Raw genomic sequence first — 20253 nt, 5'->3', positions numbered from 1 at the left:
GGCGATATGCGCGGCGAGCGGAGCTTCGCCGATGAAAGTCGCGACTCGGTGCGACACCCGCCCCATGCGGCACCGCTTAAAGCGCTGTATACGGAGAGCGATCTTGAAGGGGTGTCGCATCTCGGCAGTCGGCCCGGTGAGGCGCCCTTCGTGCGAGGGCCCCATGCGTCGATGTATACGCAAAAGCCGTGGACGATCCGTCAATACGCAGGCTATGCGGACGCGGCCGATTCGAATCTCGCATTCCGGACGGCGCTTGCCGAAGGGGCGCAGGGTTTATCGGTCGCCTTCGATCTGCCGACGCATCGGGGCTACGATTCGGACGATCCTGCCGCGACGGCCGATGTCGGCATGGCTGGAGTCGCAATCGACAGCGTCGAAGACATGAAGCGCCTGTTTCGGCAGATTCCGCTCGATCGGGTATCGGTCTCGATGACGATGAACGGCGCTGTGCTACCCGTACTGGCCGCATTCATCGTGGCAGCGCAAGAAAGCGGCGTGCGCACGCAGGCTCTGACGGGTACGATCCAGAATGACATCCTGAAGGAATACATGGTGCGCAATACCTGGATATTCGCGCCGGAGCCGTCCTTACGGATCGTCGCGGACGTCGTCGAGTATCTGGCCGAACGCGCGCCGCGCTTCAATGCAATGTCCATCTCCGGCTATCACTTTCAGGAAGCGGGCGCGGACGCGGTACTCGAACTCGCGCTGACGCTGTCCAACGCGCGCACCTACGTCGAGGCCCTGGTGAAGCGTGGCATGAATGTCGAGCGCATCGGCGAACGGCTGAGTTTCTTTTTTGGCGTCGGCACCGAATTCTTTGTGGAGATCGCCAAACTTCGCGCCGCCCGGGTTCTGTGGGCCGGGATAATGAGCGAATTGGGAGCACGTAAGGCTAGAGCGCAAGCTTTGCGCATGCATTGCCAGACCTCGGGATGGTCGCTCACTGCGCAGCATCCACAGAACAACATCGTCCGGACGACGATCGAGGCGATGGCCGCCGTGTTCGGCGGCACCCAGTCGCTGCATACCAATGCGTACGATGAGGCGCTCGCCCTCCCAGGCGCGGATGCGTCGAGGCTCGCGCGTGACACGCAGTTGATCATGCAGCATGAGATGGGCCTGTGCGATGTTATCGATCCGTGGGCCGGCTCGTACATGATGGAGTCGCTTACCGCCGATATTACCCGGCGCGTGCGTGATCTGATGGCGCAAATTGCTGCGCATGGGGGCGTCGTCGAAGCGATCCGCTCGGGTTGGGTTCAGCAGCGCATTCACGAAGCGGCAACACGCACGCAGGCGCGGATCGATGCCGGGCAGCATGTCGTCGTGGGTGTGAACCGCTTCCGATCACTGGATGCGGATACTCCGTCCAATTGCCTCGAGATCGACGGTCGGCGGGTTCGTGCCAGACAAGTTCGGCAGCTTGCAGAACTGAAGGCGCAGCGCGACGATGTTCTGGTCTCGCGCTCGCTGGCGGCGCTCGCTAACGGTGCGCGTGACGGCACCGGCAACCTGCTGGCCCTCACTATCGAGTGTGTCCGCGCGCGCGCGACAATCGGCGAATGCACGCGCGCGCTGGAGGCTGTCTGGCCGCGCTACAGCACGCCCAGTCGTTTTAGCAGCGGAATCTACGGCGAAGCGCGGATCGCCGATGCGGCATGGCGTGACGCATGCCATCGTGTCAGCGCTCTTGCCGCGCGCCTTGGACGCCTGCCCAGGGTGCTCATCGCAAAGGTGGGGCAGGACGGCCACGATCGGGGTGCAAAGACCGTCGCGGCGGCGTTGGCCGATGCCGGATTCTACGTGTCGCTCGGCGCGCTGTTCCGCTCGCCGGGAGAGGTGGTCGACGACGCCATCGCAGCAAAGGCCGATGTCATCGGCGTTTCGTCCCTATCGGGTGCGCATCTTGAACTTGTTGGCGAGGTAGTGCGCACGTTGCGGGTCCGGCGACCGAGGGCAGCGGTTGTGGTTGGCGGCATCATTCCGGACGAGCACGTACGTTTGCTCAAACGCCATGGCGTTTTTGCGGTGCTCGGACCGGGGACCGCGATGGAGTCGATTGTGGCGAGCTTTGTCGAAGCCGTCGAACTCGCATCGGCCTCGGCATCGGCATCGGCCGTTGCGACGTGATGCCCGATATTCGGCCCGTCGGAGCAGCGGTCACCCACCTTCCTTCGACGCACCGCCCAATGAAATATTCGCCGCCTCATAGCGAGCCCGGTTCGCCTCATTCGGCGGATAGAGGCCTGGCAAAGCAGCACCGCTTTCGACCTCGCTCATGATCCAGTTTTCCAGTCGCTCCTGTTCGACCGACGCGGCAACAACCTCGTCAAGCAGCGCAGCCGGAATAAGCACAGCGCCATCCCGGTCGACCACGATCACGTCGTTTGGAAATACCGCGACGCCGCCACAGTCGATAGGCTCCTGCCAGCCGACAAACGTCAGGCCGGCCACCGAGGGTGGCGATGCGGTACCCTGGCACCATACTGGCAGCCCGGTATTCAGCACGCCCACAATATCCCGAACCACGCCGTCCGTGACTAGCGCCGCAACTCCGCGCATGTGCATCCGTGCGCAGAGAATATCGCCGAAGATTCCCGCATCGGTCACGCCCAGGGCGCCCACTACGGCAATACAGCCACGCGGCATCGCTTCAATCGCCGCGCGGGTTGAAATCGGCGAGCCCCACGAAGCGGGGGTCGCGAGGTCTTCCCGGGCCGGCACGAAACGGAGGGTGAAGGCACGGCCGACGAGCCGCGGCTGACCTTCCGCGATCGGCCGTGTACCCCGAAGCCACACGTTGCGCAGACCGTGCTTCAGCAGGACCGTCGTAAGCGTGGCCGTAGATATGCCCGAGAGGGCCGCAATGATTCTTTCGTCGAGCGGAAGTGAGTCGATGGTCATGATTTGGCGCCTCCCCAAAAAAGTGATCAGATGCTGGCGATGAGACCGCCGTCGATACGGACTGTCGAGCCAGTAATGTATGAAGCTCGGGGACTCGCAAGGAAGGTCACCACATCTGCGTATTCTTGCGGCTCGCCGTAGCGCCCCACCGGAATCGAGCCAGTGCTCTCGGCCGCAACATCCTCGACCGATCGCCCTTCACGTTTGGCTTTGGCCTCGTCAAGGAAGCGTATGCGATCGGTGGCAATACGCCCGGGCAGCACGATGTTGCAGGTAACCCCGTCGCGACCGACTTCCCGCGCCAGTGTCTTCGACCAGCCGACGAGCGACATGCGCAGGGCGTTCGACAACCCGAGATTCGGTATGGGCGAGACAACACCCGATGAGGTGCTGGTGATCACCCTGCCGAAACCGCGTTCGCGCATTCCCGGAAGCACCCGGTCGGTGATGGTTACCACCGACAACACCATGCTCTCGAAATGCTTGCGCCACAGTGCGGCATCCTGGCCGTGCGCCGGCGTCGGAGGGGGGCCTCCGGTATTGTTCACCAGTATGTCGATAGCCCCCAGTTCGTCCTCGATCCGGCTGATATGACTGTCCACGGCAGACAGATCACCAAGATCCCACTGAAGCGCGATGGCATGCGAGCCCGCCTCTCTCACCGCCTTGGCGGTCTTTTCGGCCGCCGCCAGATCAATGTCGGCAACGGCAACGCGAACGCCCTCGGCCGCAAGCGTTCGTGAGATGACGCCACCAAGACCGCCACCGCCGCCAAGCACGAGAGCGGTCTTATCTTTTAGCTGTAGGTCCATCGTCTTTCCCTGTGAGAAACTGGTTAGCTATTTACTGCCGGGCGGATCGGCGCGTCGCCGGCCTGCGCGACAGCATCGATTTCGATACGCACGCCATTCAACGCGCACCCGATAGTGGTTCGTACGGGAGCGGCAGTGCCCATCACCTGGGCGTAGACGGCGTTGAAGCGCTGGAATTCGCCGATGTCCGACAGATACACCTGGACGCGAACAAGTCGGCTGAAATCGGTGCCGGCTTCTTCCAGGACAAGACGCAAATTGTTGAGCACCGCGGTTGTTTGCTCTTCGATCGTGGCGCCAATAATGTTTCGCTCAGGATCTCGCGGAACCTGGCCTGCTACAAAAATCAGCTCGCCTGCGCGGCGCCATGGGCTGTAATGACCACCTGTAGACGGTTGCTTACTCGATTCTGTCATGTGCGAAGTCTCAAACTGTGAGGAAGATAGACGTGGGTCAGCAGGCCCCCGCCTTCTGGCGGTCATCGCGTCAACGCGACAACCGTACGTTCGTTGCCGAGCTGTTCGCGGTATTCCCACCGTCCGTCGAGAGATCGAACGAGGGCGTTGCTGTACAGGTAGGCGGTGGTACACGTGTGCTCCGGGATCAGTAACAGCCTGTCGCCGGTGTGAAGTGCGTCGCTGCGAATCACCGTGTGCTCTTCGTTCATCATCACGATCTCGCCGGCGCCGTCAAAACGCTGCCGCAGCGGTTTGTCCGGTGAGATCGCCTTGCTGCCGGCGTCCAGCGTCGACGTGCCATTGCGCGTTGAAACAACCGTTGTCAAAACAAAGCCGGCGGCAACCCAGTTGTGATGCGATAGCTCTCTCAGGTGCTGGGCGTTCGAATACACCCAGGTACCCGGCGACACATACTGCATCGCAGAGCGCGGCCACAGGTCGAACGTATAGCTGCATGCGCCGACGACGTCGACATCGATGCCGTCTTCGCGCAGGCTCGACTGCAGAAACGCCAGCGTACCGGCAAGTTCTTCCACTGCGGCTTTGCGCTCGTCATACGCGCCGCGGATGTGGCCGTCGTAAACATGCCACCCCGCAAGCCGACCGAGCCGCGCCACCCCGCGCGCGAGTTCGAGCGCGGCCTCGTCCATCGCGACGCCCGTGCGCCCCATTCCGGGATCGAGATCGATACGCAGACGAACCGAAGGCGAAGCGCCGTCGAGTAGCCGCGTCCATACGTCCAGTCCCTCGCGGGAATCCACCAGGCCCGTGAGCTCGGCCTCCGGAAATGCTCGGGCCAATTCGATGAAGCGGCCGATATTTTGCGGATTGACAGTAGGAAACGCCCAGGTGACGCGCGTGCCGCCCGCGCTCAGGACCATTTCGACCTCGGCGAGCGTACTGGCTTTGAAAGCAAGGACGCCGTTGGCCAGTAGCAACGAAACGAGCCACGCCGCGCGGTGAGTCTTCACGTGCGGCATCAGGCGCTCAACGCCGCCGCACGCACGTGCAGTGACCGCCAGATTGTGCAGAACGCGGTCTTCCATCACCACAAAGCAAGGTGTTGCAACCGCCGGCACCAGGTCCGCGGCAATGGGATTAATCATGTTGCTCGTTGTCATAGAGTCATAGTTAGGAATACATAGCCCGCTTCGCCGACATCAAACTTGTCGATGAGCACCTTCGTATCGACGATGCGTGGCTAGTGACGTAAGTCGGACAGAAATGCCTGTGCGCGTGGGTGCTGCGGCGATCGAAAGAACGTTTGCGGATCGGCCACCTCGAGAATCGCGCCGCGATCCATGAACCAGACGCTGTCGCTCACCTCGCGCGCGAATCCCATCTCGTGAGTCACGCACATCATCGTCATCCCATCTCTGGCAAGCGATTTCATCACGCTGAGCACTTCACCCACCATCTCGGGATCGAGCGCGCTCGTCGGCTCGTCGAACAGCATCACCGGCGGCTCCATTGCCAGCGCGCGGGCGATCGCCACGCGTTGCTGCTGTCCTCCGGATAACTGCTGCGGATACGAGTTGGCCTTGCTGGCGAGGCCCACGCGATCGAGCAACGCCAATGCCTGCCGCTTCGCATCCGCACGGCTTCTCCCGGCTGCCTTCATCGGCGCCAGACACACGTTGTCGAGCGCCGACAGATGAGGAAAGAGGTTGAACTGCTGAAACACGAAGCCGACACGCGTGCGAAACCGGTTCAGATTCAACGACGCCTGGTGGACGCTCGTTCCGTCGACCGTGATCCCGCCACCGTGAATCTCCTCGAGGCGGTTGACGGTACGGATAAGCGTGGATTTGCCCGATCCGGAAGGGCCGCACACGACCACCACTTCGCCTCGCTTCACCTCGGCCGTGACGTCGACGAGCGCTTGATACTCGCCGTACCACTTGTTAACTTTGGAGAATTGAATCATTGATGACATTCCTGAGTTCCTGGATCTTTCCTGAGGCACGCCGCTGCGCGATGCGCCGTTCCACGACATGCGCGCATCGGGTGAGCGTGTAGCACACCACGAAGTAGGTCAAAGCGAGAATGACGAAAACCTGAAATGGCTGTGTGAGAAGACTGGCGTTGATCTGCTGAGCCGAGAACGTCAGTTCCTGGACGCTGATCACATAACCTATCGAGGTGTCCTTCACCGTCGATACGCATTGGCTAAGAATGCTCGGCAGCATGTTGTACAGCGCCTGCGGCAGAATCACGTGACGCATCGTCGCAACGTAACTCATCCCGAGGGAACGTGCGGACTCGGTCTGTCCTTTCGGCAAGGACTCGATGCCGGCACGGACAATCTCGCTCAGGTAAGCCGCCTGATAAATCACCAGCGTGACGACCATGGTCGTGAATGCGCTCACCAGATGGCCGATCAAGCCCGGCACGAGGAAATAACTCCAGAACACGAGCATCACGAGCGGCACACCACGCACGATATAGACGAGCACCGTCGAAGGCACGCTCAACACCCTGTACGGCGAGACACGGCATAACGCCAGCAGCACACCGAGCGGAAACGCAAAAGCGAGACCGAGCAGCGCGAGAATCAGCGTTAGCGCAAGACCACCGACCGGCCCGTTCGGATACTGCCCGAGCAGCAGGAAATGCGCGTTGTGGATGAGTATGTCGAGCATCGCTTATTTCGCCAGGATACGGGTGCGGCGCGTGATCGCCGCGCCCGCACCCATCAGCCCCAATGAAATGGCCAGGTAGATGACCGTTCCAACGAGATAGATTTCGAAGGTTTGAAAGGTTTGGTTCTCAATGTCGCGCACTGTGTACGTCAACTCCGCAACGCCGATGGCCATCGCCAGACTGGTGTTCTTGAACAGCACCACCGTATGGTTGATGAACGGCGGCATTGCGATGCGAAAACCTTGCGGCAGGATCACGTAACGCATCGACTTCGAAAAGCTCAAACCCAGCGAGCGTGCAGCCTCAAGTTGACCTGACGATACCGCCCGCAGGCCACTTCTAATATCCTCCGAGTAGTAAGCCGCCATGCACAGGCCGATGGCAATCGATGCGAAGATGAATTCACCTCCATGGGCGTTGATCCATCCTTGCGCGCTGTCCGGCAACAGCGTTGGAAACCCGAAATACCAGAGGAACAGTTGCGCGAGCATCGGAACGTTCTGATGGTAGGCAACGTAGCCGGCGACGATTCTCTCGATGAACGGGTTACCTAGCGCACGCAGCATCGCCAGCACCGTGCCGAGAGCAACCGCCAGTACCCAGCTCGTCAGCGTGAGCAGTACGGTGTACTGCATCCCCCACATCAAATGCTGCAGATTCTGGGCTGTGAAGATGCCGGAAAAGTTGAGATGCGCCAACATGAGTAATCCTCATCACACAAACGGCATTGGGGTCAGCCTTTGATCGGCCCGATCCTGAAATCGCGATGCATCTGATAGATCGTATTGGGACCGAGCCATTTGTCGAAGATCTGCTGTGCCTCGCCCGATTTTTCCATGCCATCCAGCGCGTTGTTCACCGCGCCGAGCAATGCCGGCTCCCCCTTCTTGATACCGAGTCCCCAGTATTCGAGACCCACCGGCGGCGACAGTGCTTCAACTTTTGTGCCTTGACCGAGTTTGGCGGCAAAGCGATGCATGATGGGTTCGGACACGACAAAACCATTGACCTTACCCTGCACCATGGCGAGGAAAGCGGATGGCGAGTCGTCATAGCTGACAAGCTGCACGCTCGGCATGACCTGACCCATGATGGCGATATTGCTGGAGCCTTTGATTGTGCTGACGCGCTTGCCGTTGAGATCGTCCCGTGCTTTGAACGGGCCAGCGGTCTTTACTGCAATGACCTGCCTGGCTACGTAATACTGACGCGTAAATGCGAGCTGTTCCGCGCGAGCCGGAGAGTAGCCGAGCACGGCGGCGAGCACATCGACACGGCCTTGCAGCAGCTCGGGAATACGCGCCTCCATCGACACCACCTGCAACACGGGCTTCACGCCCAGAGCCTTGGCAACGCCCTTGCAGTAGTCGACGTCGTATCCGACGATCTCGCGTGATGCCGGGTCCTGAAAGCCGAATGGCTCGAAGTTGGCGAGCACCCCGCACACCAGTGTTCCACGCGCCTTGATATCCGCGAGCTGGTCGGCCTGAGCGGTAGCCGCAACCACGGCCAGGGTGAGCCCCAGCAACGCAGCGATTATTTTGTTAGACGATTTCATGCGATCTCCATAGACAGTGTGCTTCAAGGCGCAACCGCGAGCGTTCGGCATGCTCGATCCGCATTGCAGGGGACGGGGAGACCTATTCTTGGCGGAAATAAATCCCAAATAAAGAGATATTTGTGCATACTTATCCATTCCAAAATGAGATGGATTCGAGAGAGGCCGCATGGCACGCCAGATCACTTTTCTGCAACTCGAGGCATTCGTTGCAATCGCGGATATGGGCTCGTTCGAAGCTGCCGGGCGCAAGCTCGGCAGCGTTCAGTCCGGCGTGTCGCGCCACGTTCGCGAGCTGGAGAGCCAGTTCCAGAAACCGCTGTTCGACCGCGGTTCGCGATCGGCACGGCTTACCGTCGACGGCCTCGAGGTACTCTCGCAGGCCCGCACGATTCTTCAGCAACGCGACGCCCTGTTAAGTCAGTATGCGAGCGAGAAAGTATTACGGCGCTCGTTGAGACTCGGCGTGACTGAGCTCGCGGCGCTAACCTGGCTGCCAGGCTTCATCGATGCATTGCGTTCGACCTATCCGTTGGTGGACGTCGAACTGGAGGTGGGGGGCGTCGCGGTGGAACTCTACGAAAAACTCAGACTGGCGCAGCTGGATCTGGCCATCGTGCCTGACACGCCACGCTGGGCGGACATAGTGAGGTTCCCGCTCGCCAACGTGCGTAACGGCTGGTTCTGCAGTCCCGCATTCAGCCTCAAGCGGCGCAGGCTCGCCGTGTCGGACCTCGGCCAGTTGACGTTGCTGTCCCAATCCGCCGACTCCGCGGTCGGCCATGTCATGAGCGAATGGCTCGAACGCAACGGTGTGCAACCGCGCAGCATTCTGACCTGCAACAACTTCGCGGCGCTTGGCGGCATGGCGAGCGCCGGTTTGGGGATCGCCTGTCTGCCAGACGCGATCTCGGGTGAACTCGTAACGCTGGGTCTGTTGCGTGCCGTCCATGTGACACCGGTGATGCCGCCGGTGCGCTATGTAGCCGCTGCGCGGCAAGACGCGCTGACACCGTTCCACCGCAAGGTCATTACCCTCGCGCGCGCGACGTGCAACTATGGAATGCGCTATCAGGACGCACGCGAATCACTCGCCAACGAGGCTGAATAACAATGCTGACCGTCAAGCAGATCGAGACGTTCTACTGGGTAGCGAAGCTCGGCACCGTGCAGCGGGCGGCCGACAAGCTCCATATCACGCAGTCCGCGGCGACCAAGCGCCTGCAGGATGTCGAAGCGAAGTCCGCAGCACGTTTGTTCGAAGGCAGCGGCAAGAAAGCAAGGTTGTCCGCGAAAGGGCACGAGATGTTCACGCTGTGCGAAGGCTTGCTGGACAGTATCGAGCTACTGGAAGCCTATCAGGACGCCGACCGGCAGATGGCCCGCGTGCTACACATCGGTCTGACCGAACTGGTTGCGTTGACGTGGTTCCCAGCATTCCTCCAGCAGATGCGCGACCTTTTTCCAAATCTCATCCTGCAACCCCATGTCGACATGTCCGGGCCGCTGCAAGAGCGGGTGATCGACGGACGCCTCGACTTCGCGATTTTGCCCGACGCAGCGCTTCCCGCATCAATCGAGCGCGTGATGCTCGGGAGTGCCCGCTTCGCCTGGTTTTGCCGTCCCGGTGCGTTCGACAGCAAACGCACAGTGTCGCTGCACGAATTGAGCACTGTTCCGGTCATCGAGCAAATTCCGGCGTCGATCATCACCGTGCTGAGTTCCAGGAGCTTCGAAAGTGCGGGCGTCGAGCCTGAGCGAATTTGCGGCGGCAATAATGCGGTGGCAGTGGGCGGTCTCGTGGCGGCCGGGGTTGGCGTGAGCTTGCTGCCGGTCGACCTTTTCAGGCAGCAAATCCAGAACCGGCTCATGCAGATCGTGATGACCAACCCACCTGCACCGATGGTTCGCTACGACGCGATTTTTCAGAAGCAGTCACATTCCGCGCTGGGGCACATGGTTGCCGACGTAGCACGGCGTTGCTGCGACTTTAGTTCAGGCGTGCAACAACCCACAGCAGGTTAAGGGCAACCCGCTGCGTCCCGCCCGGGTCTGCCAGACGTTGACGGACGCGCGGCACTCACTGGCCGCGCGCCGCAACGGTCTCTCTCAGGCCTGTCTGCTGATGGTTTGAAGAACCGATGCATGCTGGTCAATCGAGCATGCCAAGCGATTATTTCAGCGAAATCCGGCGATCACAAGTAGGCACCTTCCGGTTTCATACTTTCCCCACGGAAACTAATTGCTGCGACGAGCCTTACGGCGAGAAGAGTGCATAGAAACGAGCGCAAGACGTTGCGAATGAAGACGGCAGTTCGACTGCTCGAAAAGTCGAAGCACGATGCAGGGACCATACTCAGGGCGGTCTCCTATGTCGACTGCCAGACGCCGTCGGCAGCGTGAAAGCCATCCACCAGTCCACCTGTTTTGCGCACAACTGTTTTGCAGAAAAAGCCGTTTTTGCAAAACACCGTCTCCCGTTACGCTGCCCCTCGGCGCGCCACTGCGTTCAAAGCGTCAAAGTCGGCTTGCGAAGCTGGAAACTTTGTTGATTGAAAGTTTAGAGACGCCCTCCGGGCTCGGTATCGGCACGAATGTGCGCTTCTGCAGCGGTCCGTTAAGCTCTTTTCATATGTACAGTTAGCATTACTATTAATAGATCGATCCGTTGCTTTGTTGGTCAACTCTGAACACTTTCCCTCCTGAACAATTGGTAATAAAAAACGCGGGCGATCTGACGTTCACCGAAAGTGGCGCTCGCACTCCCCTTCCTGGTTCTTTCCCGCGTCACTCGCTCCAGCAACGACAAGGCATTCCCGGAGCGTGCAGGCAAAATGAAATGAGCTCACCCGGCAGCCATACGCGCCTGATGTCTCATTTGTCCTTCAGCAGAGATGCCGAGCTTTGTGTACATTCGCGCTTGGATTCAGGTACACGCACACGGCTACGAGTCATCGCGCGTCGCGCTAGCCTTCAAACAAGACACGCTTACGTTTTACCCCAAGCTCTGGAATTCTCATGCTCGGTCTAGTCCGTATCGCCCTTCGGCGACCCTACACCTTCGTAGTCCTGGCGATCTTCATCCTCATCATCGGTCCTTTATCTGCGATGAGGACGCCAACCGATATCTTTCCGGACATCAGGATTCCGGTGATCAGCGTCGTGTGGCAATACACGGGTCTGCCGCCAGACCAGATGGTCGGCCGCATTACGTCGCCATTCGAACGCACGCTGACGACTACGGTGAATGACGTCGAGCATATCGAGGCGGAATCGGTCGCCGGCTTCGGGATCATCAAGATCTTCTTCCAGCCGGGAGTGAACATCAGCACAGCGAATGCGCAGGTGACTTCGGTCGCGCAGACGCAACTGCGGCAGCTGCCTGCCGGGACGACACCTCCGCTGATCCTGAACTACAACGCTTCGACCGTGCCGATCATCCAGTTGGCGCTATCCGGCAAGGGACTTTCTGAACAGAACCTCGGTGACCTGGGCCTGAACGCAGTGCGCCCGGTTCTCACCACAGTCGCAGGCGCAGCAATTCCTTATCCGTTCGGCGGCAAGACACGTCAGGTACAGATCGACGTGGACCCCGCGGCGCTCCAGGCGCGCGGCTTATCCGCGCAGGACGTGGCCAACGCACTTGCCGGCCAGAACCTGATTACGCCGGTTGGTACTGAGAAGATCGGTAATTACGAATACACGCTGCAACTGAACAATGCCCCGTCAGAAATCAAAGCATTGGGCGACCTGCCTGTCAAAGCGGCCAATGGCACCACGGTCTACATTCGCGACATTGCGAATGTGCGCGACGGCAGCCCGCCGCAGACCAATATCGTGCACGTCGACGGCCGGCGCTCGGTATTGATGTCCGTGCTCAAGAACGGTTCAGTTTCGACGCTCGGCATCATCTCCGGCATCAAGCAGCGGCTTGCTGCAGGGAAAGCGTCGTGGCCCGATAACCTGCAGATCGAGCCCATCGGCGACCAGTCGCTGTTCGTGCGGGCGGCGATCACCGGCGTGGCGCGCGAGGGTGTGATCGCGGCCGTGCTGACGAGCCTCATGATCCTGCTGTTCCTCGGCAGCTGGCGCTCGACGATCATCATCGCGACCTCGATCCCGCTCGCTATCCTCGGCTCCATCGCGACGCTGTCCGCGCTCGGCGAGACCTTGAACATCATGACGCTCGGCGGTCTTGCGTTAGCGGTGGGAATTCTGGTCGACGACGCCACGGTGACGATCGAGAACATCAACTGGCACCTCGAGCACGGCAAGGAAGTGGAGACGGCCATTCTCGACGGCGCCGCGCAGATCGTCACGCCGGCATTCGTCTCGCTGCTGTGTATCTGTATCGTGTTCGTGCCGATGTTCTTCCTGAACGGTGTTGCACGCTTCCTGTTCGTGCCGATGGCCGAAGCGGTGATCTTCGCGATGATCTCGTCGTTCATCCTGTCGCGAACCCTAGTGCCGACCATGGCGAAATACCTGCTGAAACAGCATGTAAAGGGCGAGCACGCTCATGAAACCAGCAGCCCCGGTCCGCTCGCACGTTTCCAGCGTGGCTTCGAAGCACGCTTTGAAAAGGTGCGTGGCGCCTACCGTGGCTTGCTCGAACTCGCGCTGACCCATCGGCGACCGTTCGTCAGTTGCTTCCTCGGCTTTGTCGCACTCTCCTTCGCGCTGGTGCCGTTCCTCGGCCGCAACTTCTTCCCTTCGGTCGATTCCGGACAAATCCTGATGCATGTGCGCGCACCGGTCGGGGTCCGCGTTGAAAGGACCGCGCAGATTTTTGCGGATGTCGAAAGCACGATCCACCAGATCATCCCACCGGCGGATCTCGGCACCGTGGTCGACAACATGGGTCTGCCGGTCAGCGGCATCAATACGGCGTATAACAACACCGGTACGGTCGGCTCACAGGACGGTGATATCCAGATCGCGCTGAACGAAGGCCACCGTCCCACCGAAGAGTATGTTCGATTGATGCGCGAGAGATTGCCGCGGGAATTCCCGGGCGTGACGTTTTCATTCCCACCGGCGGACATCATCAGTCAGATCCTGAACTTCGGCTCGCCGGCGCCGATCGACCTGCAGATTCGCGGCAATAACCTGACCGCCAGCTACGCCTACACGGATCGTCTGCTGCGCCAGATTCGCGATGTTCCGGGCGTGGTCGACGCGCGGATCGCGCAGTCGCACGGCAACCCGACTTTCAACGTCAATGTCGACCGCACGCGCGCGCAATTGCTCGGCATCACCGAGCGCGACGTGACGAACAGCATGGTGGTGAACCTCGCGGGTTCCAGCCAGGTCGCGCCCACGTTCTGGCTGAACAACGCGAACGGTGTGTCTTATCCGATCGTGATGCAAACGCCGCAATACAGCCTCGATTCGCTCGCCGCCTTGCAAAACCTTCCGATCACAGCCAGCGGCGGAAGCTCCGCCCAGGTCCTCGGCGGTCTGGCGACCGTCGAACGGACCAGCAGCAACGAGGTTGTCAGCCAGTACAACATCCAGCCCATGGTCGAGATCTTCGCGACCACCCAGGGCCGCGACCTCGGCGCGGTGGCATCCGACATTCAGCGCATCGTGCACGACAACGCCGGCACCTTGCCCAAGGGTTCGACCGTCGCGCTGCTGGGCCAGGTGCAGACGATGAACAGCGCCTTTGCCGGCATGTTGTTCGGTCTGCTTGGTGCGGTGGTGCTGATCTATCTGCTGATCGTGGTCAATTTCCAGTCATGGGCCGACCCGTTCGTGATCGTGACCGCGTTGCCTGCCGCATTGGCCGGGATCGTCTGGATGCTGTTCGCGACCCACACGACGCTCTCCGTGCCCGCGTTGACCGGCGCGATCATGTGCATGGGGGTGGCGACGGCCAACTCGATTCTGGTCGTCAGTTTCTGCCGCGAACGTTTTGCCGTACACGGCGACCCGTTCAAGGCCGCCCTCGAAGCAGGCTTTACGCGCTTTCGCCCCGTGCTCATGACCGCGCTCTCCATGATCATCGGCATGGCGCCGATGGCCCTCGCTCTCGGCGAGGGCGGCGAGCAAAACGCACCGCTTGGCCGCGCGGTCATTGGCGGCCTGCTGTTTGCGACCACCGCTTCGCTGTTCCTCGTCCCCGTCATTTTTTGTATCGTGCACGCGCGCCCAGGGCGCGCGGCTACCCCGGCATCCGTCTCGGGAGGTCCTGCTCATGTCGTCTGAATCCGCTTTCCCCACTAATACACCGTCGCGCCGCCCGCTTCTGGTAGCAGGCGTGATAGGCCTGCTGGTCGCATTAGGCATCGTCGTCGCCGGCGTCACACTGCGAGCCGCCGACGCCCGCAAGCTGAAAACCTGGACCGACGCTCAGGCCGTGCCGACCGTCAACCTGATCCAACCCGTGCGCGACGCCAACGGCCCTGCGCTGCAACTGCCCGGCCGCCTCGAAGCGTTTACGCGGGCGCCGATCTTCGCGCAGGTCAGCGGCTATCTGAAATCATGGAGTGTCGATATCGGCGCACCGGTCAAAGCGGGCCAGGTCCTTGCCGAAATCGAAACGCCCGAGCTCGACCAGCAGCTCTTGCAAGCGCGCGCGGATCTCCAGAGCGCGCAGGCGAATGCTTTAGTCGCGGGTACGACGGCGAAGCGCTGGGAAGCGCTAAGCGGCACCGATTCCGTTGCCCAGCAGGACGTCGACCAACGCACGGCCGACTACGCCGCCAAGGAGGCAATCGTTGCGGCCGCGAAGGCCAACGTCGATCGCCTCGTCGCCACCAAGGCCTTCGCGCGCATCGTCGCGCCCTTCGACGGCGTGGTGACGGCCCGCGATACCGACGTCGGTGCGTTGGTCAACGCCGGCAGCGGCGGGGTGGGACAGGAGCTGTTCGCGGTTTCCGACGTCAAGCAGTTACGCGTGTATGTCCAGGTGCCGCAGAATTACGCACCGGCGATACACGACGGCACGACCGCCATCCTGACAGTCCCCGAGTATCCCGATCAGCATTTCGCCGCGCGCGTAGTGGCAGCCGCGGACTCGGTTAACTCGAGCTCGGGAACGACGCTGGTTCAACTACTGGTTGACAACGCTAACGGCAAGCTGCTGCCGGGTGGCTTCGCCAGCCTGAAGTTCACATTGCCCGTCTCCGCCGACTCGCTCCGTGTACCGGCCAGCGCGCTCGTCTTCGATAGCCGCGGCGTCGTGGTCGCCACGCTCGGCGCGAACGGTCGCGTGCTGTTCAAGCAGGTGAAGATCAACCGCGACCTGGGCGACTCAGTGGAGATCGGCTCAGGGCTCGCCGCAACCGATCGCGTGATCGATACACCGCCCGACGGACTCGCTGACGGCGACAACGTGCAAGTCGCGACTGCCACCGACAAGAAGGCGGCAGCACATGGTTAAGTATGGAATTCCGGCGCTTCTCGCGAGCGTCGTCGCGCTCAGCGCCTGCTCGCTCGCGCCGCAATACCGGGTCCCGCCGACGCCAATCGCCGCGCAATACAGGACGGTTGGCCCGTGGACCACGGCGCAGCCAGCCGACCGGATCGACCGCAATGGCTGGTGGAAGATGTATGGCGACGCGCAGCTCGACGATCTCGAAGCGCGCCTACTGGCAAACAACACCGATTTGCGCGCGGCGTACGCGCACTATGCGCAAGCGCAGGCTTTCGTGGCGCAGGTAGAGTCGGGACTGTACCCGTCGATCAGTGCGAGCGCCGTACCGCAGCGCGATCGCCAGTCCGACAACCGGCCACTGCGCGCGGGCGGCCCGAACGACTACAACTCGGTCACGCTTGGCGGCGAAATCAACTACGACCTCGACCTCTGGGGTCGCGTGCGCGACTCCGTGGTGGCCGGCAAGGACGAGGCGCAGGCGACCAAAGCCGATCTGGCCTCGGTAAGGCTGAGCCTGCAGGTCCAACTGGCGGATAGTTACTTCCGCTTGCGCGGCCTCGACCAGCAAACCGAACTGTTGAACGAGACTGTCATGGCGTATGCAAAGGCACTGCAACTCACGCAAACACTGCACACCAGTGGGATCGTGTCGGGCCTCGACGTTTCCCGAGCGCAAACGCAACTTTCATCGGCAAAATCGCAGTTGTCGCAGAACCTGGCGCAACGGGCGCTAATTGAACACGCGATCGCGGTCCTGGTTGGAACCTCCGCGTCCGAATTCAGCCTGCCGTCCCAGACCGCCGTCATCGCGTTGCCGGCGATCCCGACCGGCCTGCCCTCCACGCTACTGCAGCGACGGCCCGATGTCGCCGCGGCTGAACGCCGGGTGGCCGAAGCCAACGCAAAAATTGGCGTCGCGCGGGCCGCCTACTTTCCGGACATCACGCTAAGTTTGCAGGGTGGTGTGCAAAGCGCAGCGTACGCCGGCCTGGTTAGCGCGCCCAATCTGTTCTGGGCGATCGGCCCGCAGCTTGTGCAGTACGTGTTTGACGGCGGGTATCGTCGCGCGGAACTCGATTCCGCCAAGGCGGCAACCGAAGAAGCCGGAGAACTTTACCGTGGCGTGGTGCTGTCTGCATTCCAGCAGGTTGAAGACAACCTTGCCCTGCTGTCGTATCTTGGCACCGCGCTGAGTGAGCAGCGAGATGCAGCAAACGCCGCGCAGTACTCGGTCGACCTCGCGTTACGCCAATATCGTCAGGGTACGGTGGGTTATCTCGACGTCGTGCAGGCGCAGACCGTCGCACTCGATGCGCAACGCAGCGTGCTCGATATCCAGACCCGCCAGCTAAGCGCGAATGTGCAACTCCTGCATGCGCTCGGCGGTGGGTGGTCGAGCGATGAACTCGCTCAGGCGGCAGCAGCGCCCGCACTCGTCGCGACGGCAATGGAGCGCAACGCGAATTGACCGCCGGCCTGCGCGGTCGCGACACTAATCGTGCTCTTCGAGCTTCGCGATAAGCGTTCCGATTGACTTGCCAGGCTTCACACGCGCGCAACGCCAAACGCCTTCACGACGTTCACCCAATACGATGCACCGGTAGCCAATGCGTCGTCATTGAAGTCGTAGTGCGGGTTGTGAAGCGGAGCGCCTGGCTCAGGCCCGTCGACGCCCATCCAGACATACGCACCTGGCCTCGCCTGCGCCATGAACGCGAAGTCCTCCGAAGCCATCGACGGCTTACAGCCTAACGTCACCTTCGCCGCGCCGACGGTCGCACGCGCCGCATCGAGCGCGACGTCGGCTTCGGCCGGTGCATTGATCGTTGCCGGATAGCCGTAGTGGTAGGACAGCGTTGCTTTTGCGCCATGCGCCCTGGCAGTGAGCGTGCCGATTTCATCCAGCAGGCCCCGCACGCGCTCCTGCACGCCTCGCTCGAAGCAGCGCACCGTGCCTCGAATCACGGCGCGGTCGGGCAACACATTCCAGGCCTCGCCGCCATGAATCTGCGTGACGCTCACTACGCATGCTTCCTTCGGTGAGACGCGCCGGCTCACGATCGTCTGCAGCGCGATCACCACGTGGCTTGCGCAGACCAGCGCATCGATCCCCTCTTCCGGCATTGCGGCATGCGAGCCCCTGCCGTCGACCACAATCTCGAACGTATCGAACGAGGCCATCATCGGGCCACGGTTGATTGCGAAATGCCCGAGCGGCAAGCCTGGCCAGTTGTGCAGGCCGAAAACCGCGTCACACGGGAAACGCTCGAACAGTCCATCTTCGACCATGACGCGCCCGCCGCCCGCCACCTCTTCGGCCGGCTGGAAGATCACGTGAACCGTACCGCCCCAACCGGTATCGCGGCTTAACGAAGCAGCAGCACCCAGCAGCATCGCGGTGTGACCGTCGTGGCCGCACGCATGCATTTTTCCGCGGTGTTGCGAGCGGTGCGCGAATTCGTTGTACTCCACCATAGGCAGCGCATCCATATCCGCGCGCAAGCCGAGCGCAGGACCGTGCCCCCTTCGCAGCGTACCGACCACACCGGTTTTGCCGACACCTTCGGTCACTTCGAAACCGTATTCGCGCAGTGTCGATGCCACGAGGCGTGCTGTCGAGACTTCCTCAAACGCGGTCTCCGGGTGCGCGTGCAATGCACGACGCCACGACACCATCTTGCCGACCAAATCAGCTTCAATCATCGATTACCTCACAAACGCAGCGCGGCGCGGCAAGTACCGTTGCACGCTCCGCGAGTCAGAGAACTTCACCGCTTCGGCTGCTTCAGTCAGCCGGGCAAAACGGCACGGGGGCAAGGAACACCGACTCCTGATGCACCAGATACGGCAGGATGCGAGGCGTGAAGGCTTGCCAACGCTCGTCCGCCGCGAGCTTCGCGCGCTGCGCGGCGCGATGCGTGTAGTCGTCATAGCTCCAGCAGAACACGACCGAGTTCAGCGTGCCCGAGTCTTTGGTCCAGCAGCCCTTGAGCCGTGCGTACTGACTGATGATCGCGAGCCCTTCGCGCTCGTAGATTTGCAGAAACTCACCTACCTTTCCTGCCGTAATCTGATACGTACGCATTTCCACCAGCATGATTGCCTCCTGTTGCAATTCAAACGCTCACAAAACGACGGCCACCGGGCACGCTGTCACGCCGCCCGGCAGACCTGTGCTCCACCGCAGGTTAAAAGTTGTGTCGGATACCCAAGCGCACCGCGACCTGATTCGGCGTCGACGAAGGCGACAGGTATGTCAGATCCGCCACGGCCGCATGCCCGGTCGAATCGACGCCGCTCGCGCGTTGCCATGCCACGATCAGATAGGTGAAAGTACGCTTGGAAAACGCATACTGGGAACCCGCAGCCACCTGGTTGTAGTGCGCATGCGGCGACGACGTGTAGTCGTACGTGAGACCGGCCATGACTGCCGGCGCAAAGTTATGGCTGACGAATGCTTCGTACGAATCGAGCGTTGCCGAACCCTGGAACGTGGTGGTGGTTGTCGCGACTGCGTTGTTAAAGCGCGTATCGGTGTAAAGCGCGCCGAGTGTCGTCGCGCCGAACTGATAGTTGCCGCCCACGCCGAGGGTCTGCATGCTGTGCGCGGTCGCATAGCCGCTGTAGATCGGGTTCGTCACCGGGTTCGTAAACGCTCCGCCGGCCGTCGCCCCCGTGGTGCCGTCAAAGCGCGTCACCGCCGGGTTGTTCACGTAGAGATAGGCGGCCGCCAGCTTCAGCGGGCCATTCGCGTAGCTCAGACCGAAACCATACTGTCGCGATTCGCCTACCGAACCGGCCACGCCGCCGAAGCTGTAGAGCGCGCCCGCCGTGAGGCCGTGATACGTCGGGCTCACATACTTGATCGAGTTGCTGACGGGATACGTGCCCCAGATCCCGTCGACGTCGCCCGCATGCGACGACAGCGAGCCGCCGAACAGTTGCGCAGATGTCAGCGCCTGCAGATTGGTCACCATGAAGTCGTACTGCCGCCCAAGGCGCACGCTCCCGTAGTTGCCGGACAAACCCACATATGACTGACGGCCGAACAGCCGGTTGTTATAGCCGAGCTTGCCGCTGTTCAGGTCATAGCCGCTCTCCAGCTGGAAGATTGCACGCGTGCCACCGCCCAGATCCTCGCTGCCCAGCAGCCCGAACTTGCTTCCGCCCAGACCACCGCTGAAGGTCTGGTAATTGGCATGCCCGCCTTGATTGTTGGTGTAGGTAATGCCATCGTCAGCGACGCCGTACAGAGTCACGCTGCTTTGCGCCTGCGCTGCCTCGGCCAGACAGGTCAGCGCCATTAGGATAACTATTTTTTTACTCACGAGAATTCCTGTCCAATGAAAAAGTTGATTGGGTCAAACGCTGAACTACAGAACGAACAAGGTTGCCACTCGAACGGCTTGTAATCGATGCGCGGCGCGCTCAAGCATTGCAGCGCCCAGGCTCCTTACTTTTCAAAACGGTGCCCGGTCTGCACGCAGGCCG

General features: G+C 61.3%; 17 protein-coding genes. 6 read left to right on the top strand and 11 right to left on the bottom strand.

Annotated features, from left to right (window positions below):
- Positions 1 to 6: 6 nt before the first annotated feature.
- Positions 7 to 2136 carry a methylmalonyl-CoA mutase gene (gene scpA, locus AC57B6_RS25135; protein WP_496422445.1) on the top strand — a complete coding sequence of 710 codons (2130 nt, stop codon included), beginning with the start codon at positions 7 to 9 and terminating at the stop codon, positions 2134 to 2136.
- Positions 2137 to 2166: 30 nt separating this feature from the next.
- Here scpA and AC57B6_RS25130 read toward each other — a convergent pair whose 3' ends face one another.
- The 8 genes from AC57B6_RS25130 to AC57B6_RS25095 all read right to left on the bottom strand — a co-directional run bounded on the left by AC57B6_RS25130 (position 2167) and on the right by AC57B6_RS25095 (position 8381).
- Entirely contained in the window at positions 2167 to 2910 is a 744-nt protein-coding gene (locus AC57B6_RS25130) for a ribonuclease activity regulator RraA (protein WP_051743181.1), read from the bottom strand.
- Between the two features lie 26 nt (positions 2911 to 2936).
- Positions 2937 to 3722, bottom strand: coding sequence for an SDR family oxidoreductase (locus tag AC57B6_RS25125; RefSeq protein ID WP_028194145.1), 786 nt, complete (start codon positions 3720 to 3722; stop codon positions 2937 to 2939).
- Positions 3723 to 3745: 23 nt separating this feature from the next.
- Positions 3746 to 4204, bottom strand: a complete 459-nt coding sequence (locus AC57B6_RS25120) for a RidA family protein (RefSeq protein ID WP_081832901.1) — start codon at positions 4202 to 4204, stop codon at positions 3746 to 3748.
- Positions 4201 to 5286, bottom strand: a complete 1086-nt coding sequence (locus tag AC57B6_RS25115) for an alanine racemase (protein WP_454807989.1) — start codon at positions 5284 to 5286, stop codon at positions 4201 to 4203. Before AC57B6_RS25115 ends, AC57B6_RS25120 begins: the two co-directional genes overlap by 4 nt.
- A 95-nt stretch (positions 5287 to 5381) precedes the next feature.
- A complete protein-coding gene (locus AC57B6_RS25110) occupies positions 5382 to 6107 on the bottom strand; it encodes an amino acid ABC transporter ATP-binding protein (RefSeq protein ID WP_028194146.1) in 726 nt (241 codons plus the stop codon).
- Positions 6085 to 6822 carry an amino acid ABC transporter permease gene (locus tag AC57B6_RS25105; RefSeq protein WP_496422304.1) on the bottom strand — a complete coding sequence of 246 codons (738 nt, stop codon included), beginning with the start codon at positions 6820 to 6822 and terminating at the stop codon, positions 6085 to 6087. The genes AC57B6_RS25110 and AC57B6_RS25105 overlap by 23 nt, the downstream gene beginning before the upstream one ends.
- A gap of 3 nt (positions 6823 to 6825) precedes the next feature.
- Positions 6826 to 7524: an amino acid ABC transporter permease gene (locus AC57B6_RS25100; protein ID WP_028194148.1), complete on the bottom strand. Its 699-nt coding sequence runs from the start codon at positions 7522 to 7524 to the stop codon at positions 6826 to 6828.
- 32 nt (positions 7525 to 7556) lie between these two features.
- On the bottom strand, positions 7557 to 8381 hold the full coding sequence (locus tag AC57B6_RS25095; protein WP_496422303.1) for an ABC transporter substrate-binding protein: 825 nt from the start codon (positions 8379 to 8381) through the stop codon (positions 7557 to 7559).
- A 169-nt stretch (positions 8382 to 8550) separates the two neighbouring features.
- Between AC57B6_RS25095 and AC57B6_RS25090 the strand changes: the two genes are divergently transcribed.
- From AC57B6_RS25090 to AC57B6_RS25070, 5 genes are all read left to right on the top strand, one after another.
- Complete coding sequence (locus AC57B6_RS25090) at positions 8551 to 9492, top strand: LysR family transcriptional regulator (protein ID WP_144192349.1); 942 nt, start codon at positions 8551 to 8553, stop codon at positions 9490 to 9492.
- A gap of 2 nt (positions 9493 to 9494) precedes the next feature.
- Positions 9495 to 10406, top strand: a complete 912-nt coding sequence (locus AC57B6_RS25085; RefSeq protein WP_496422302.1) for a LysR family transcriptional regulator — start codon at positions 9495 to 9497, stop codon at positions 10404 to 10406.
- A gap of 993 nt (positions 10407 to 11399) precedes the next feature.
- Positions 11400 to 14591, top strand: a complete 3192-nt coding sequence (locus tag AC57B6_RS25080) for an efflux RND transporter permease subunit (protein ID WP_496422301.1) — start codon at positions 11400 to 11402, stop codon at positions 14589 to 14591.
- Complete coding sequence (locus AC57B6_RS25075) at positions 14581 to 15768, top strand: efflux RND transporter periplasmic adaptor subunit (RefSeq protein ID WP_046571707.1); 1188 nt, start codon at positions 14581 to 14583, stop codon at positions 15766 to 15768. Before AC57B6_RS25080 ends, AC57B6_RS25075 begins: the two co-directional genes overlap by 11 nt.
- On the top strand, positions 15761 to 17230 hold the full coding sequence (locus tag AC57B6_RS25070) for an efflux transporter outer membrane subunit (RefSeq protein WP_496422300.1): 1470 nt from the start codon (positions 15761 to 15763) through the stop codon (positions 17228 to 17230). Before AC57B6_RS25075 ends, AC57B6_RS25070 begins: the two co-directional genes overlap by 8 nt.
- 77 nt (positions 17231 to 17307) lie before the next feature.
- Here the strand turns inward: AC57B6_RS25070 and AC57B6_RS25065 are convergent, their stop codons facing one another.
- The 3 genes from AC57B6_RS25065 to AC57B6_RS25055 all read right to left on the bottom strand — a co-directional run bounded on the left by AC57B6_RS25065 (position 17308) and on the right by AC57B6_RS25055 (position 20090).
- Positions 17308 to 18465 (bottom strand): M20 aminoacylase family protein, encoded by a 1158-nt coding sequence (locus tag AC57B6_RS25065; RefSeq protein ID WP_042273656.1) that lies wholly within the window; start codon positions 18463 to 18465, stop codon positions 17308 to 17310.
- 82 nt (positions 18466 to 18547) lie between these two features.
- Positions 18548 to 18859 carry an NIPSNAP family protein gene (locus AC57B6_RS25060; protein WP_028194154.1) on the bottom strand — a complete coding sequence of 104 codons (312 nt, stop codon included), beginning with the start codon at positions 18857 to 18859 and terminating at the stop codon, positions 18548 to 18550.
- Between the two features lie 91 nt (positions 18860 to 18950).
- Entirely contained in the window at positions 18951 to 20090 is a 1140-nt protein-coding gene (locus AC57B6_RS25055) for a porin (RefSeq protein WP_496422299.1), read from the bottom strand.
- Positions 20091 to 20253: the final 163 nt, after the last annotated feature.

It is taken from the genome of Paraburkholderia sp. BGA-UO-ETr-F12, assembly GCF_059567945.1.
Note: the sequence above shows the minus strand (reverse complement) of the source record. Positions and strands in the feature narration are given on the sequence as shown.

Excerpts from the sequence above, each read along its gene's own strand:
- AC57B6_RS25065 (WP_042273656.1), bottom strand. The coding sequence starts at position 18,465 with ATGATTGAAGCTGATTTGGTCGGCAAGATGGTGTCGTGGCGTCGTGCA.
- AC57B6_RS25105 (WP_496422304.1), bottom strand. The coding sequence starts at position 6,822 with ATGCTCGACATACTCATCCACAACGCGCATTTCCTGCTGCTCGGGCAG.
- AC57B6_RS25060 (WP_028194154.1), bottom strand. The coding sequence starts at position 18,859 with ATGCTGGTGGAAATGCGTACGTATCAGATTACGGCAGGAAAGGTAGGT.
- scpA (WP_496422445.1), top strand. The coding sequence starts at position 7 with ATGCGCGGCGAGCGGAGCTTCGCCGATGAAAGTCGCGACTCGGTGCGA.
- AC57B6_RS25085 (WP_496422302.1), top strand. The coding sequence starts at position 9,495 with ATGCTGACCGTCAAGCAGATCGAGACGTTCTACTGGGTAGCGAAGCTC.
- AC57B6_RS25125 (WP_028194145.1), bottom strand. The coding sequence starts at position 3,722 with ATGGACCTACAGCTAAAAGATAAGACCGCTCTCGTGCTTGGCGGCGGT.
- AC57B6_RS25100 (WP_028194148.1), bottom strand. The coding sequence starts at position 7,524 with ATGTTGGCGCATCTCAACTTTTCCGGCATCTTCACAGCCCAGAATCTG.
- AC57B6_RS25110 (WP_028194146.1), bottom strand. The coding sequence starts at position 6,107 with ATGATTCAATTCTCCAAAGTTAACAAGTGGTACGGCGAGTATCAAGCG.
- AC57B6_RS25115 (WP_454807989.1), bottom strand. The coding sequence starts at position 5,286 with ATGATTAATCCCATTGCCGCGGACCTGGTGCCGGCGGTTGCAACACCT.
- AC57B6_RS25080 (WP_496422301.1), top strand. The coding sequence starts at position 11,400 with ATGCTCGGTCTAGTCCGTATCGCCCTTCGGCGACCCTACACCTTCGTA.
- AC57B6_RS25090 (WP_144192349.1), top strand. The coding sequence starts at position 8,551 with ATGGCACGCCAGATCACTTTTCTGCAACTCGAGGCATTCGTTGCAATC.
- AC57B6_RS25120 (WP_081832901.1), bottom strand. The coding sequence starts at position 4,204 with ATGACCGCCAGAAGGCGGGGGCCTGCTGACCCACGTCTATCTTCCTCA.
- AC57B6_RS25130 (WP_051743181.1), bottom strand. The coding sequence starts at position 2,910 with ATGACCATCGACTCACTTCCGCTCGACGAAAGAATCATTGCGGCCCTC.
- AC57B6_RS25095 (WP_496422303.1), bottom strand. The coding sequence starts at position 8,381 with ATGAAATCGTCTAACAAAATAATCGCTGCGTTGCTGGGGCTCACCCTG.
- AC57B6_RS25070 (WP_496422300.1), top strand. The coding sequence starts at position 15,761 with ATGGTTAAGTATGGAATTCCGGCGCTTCTCGCGAGCGTCGTCGCGCTC.
- AC57B6_RS25075 (WP_046571707.1), top strand. The coding sequence starts at position 14,581 with ATGTCGTCTGAATCCGCTTTCCCCACTAATACACCGTCGCGCCGCCCG.